Source organism: Paenibacillus sp. MSJ-34 (genome assembly GCF_018918005.1).
Taxonomy (GTDB): domain Bacteria; phylum Bacillota; class Bacilli; order Paenibacillales; family Paenibacillaceae; genus MSJ-34.
This window is the reverse complement of sequence record NZ_JAHLPR010000133.1, coordinates 1-735: the sequence shown is the minus strand read 5'-3', so window position 1 is coordinate 735 and position 735 is coordinate 1. Positions and strand designations below refer to the sequence as shown.

Below are 735 nucleotides of genomic sequence, written 5' to 3'. Positions count from 1 at the left end.
GTAGACTTCACCTAAAAGGTGCTCCTCTCTTTGGGTGTAGTGTTCTCGACAAACACCATTCTACCAAAGATTTGGGCACTTTTTTATGTTTTCAATGAACGGTACTTTCGAAATTTAGGTTTAATATTAAGAATGCGATTACAGGGATAAAAGATGGGATCTCATCAAAAACATCTGAGAAAAACAGATTGATTTCAGAAATCGAGGGTTTAGAGGCTCAAATCACTAGTGTAATTCCATCCGTTAATGAAATGAATCGTCTGTTAAAAGCGTATAATTTTACAAATTTTAAGTTTGCGTATACACAAAACCAGGGAAATTATCGCTTGGTACGATCCACTGGAGAAGATGTGAATCAGACGTTGAGTGAAGGTGAAAAGACATTCGTAACGTTTTTATATTTTATGCATTTGTTGAATGGAAGTAATAACAGAGATCTTATTACAGAGAATAAAGTCGTTGTAATTGATGACCCTATTTCTAGTTTGGATAGCAATGTATTATTTATCGTTAGCAATCTTATTTTAAAACTTATTGATGATATCAGGAACAATCAAAATAATATTGTTCAATTATTTGTTTTAACCCATAATGTATATTTCCACAAAGAAGTAACTGTTATTGCTAACGCATAATGTCCGGAGATTGATGGTGTAAGTTATCCTGCTATTGACGGTTAATCTGACCGCATCCGGATATACGAGAGGGGGAATTATGATAATTCTCCCTGAATGA

1 protein-coding gene is annotated in these 735 nt (G+C 33.9%); it reads left to right on the top strand.

Translation table 11 applies throughout. The features are described 5' to 3' along the window. Positions 1 to 125: 125 nt before the first annotated feature. Entirely contained in the window at positions 126 to 635 is a 510-nt protein-coding gene (locus KQI79_RS27375) for an AAA family ATPase (protein WP_216541471.1), read from the top strand. Positions 636 to 735 lie beyond the last annotated feature (100 nt).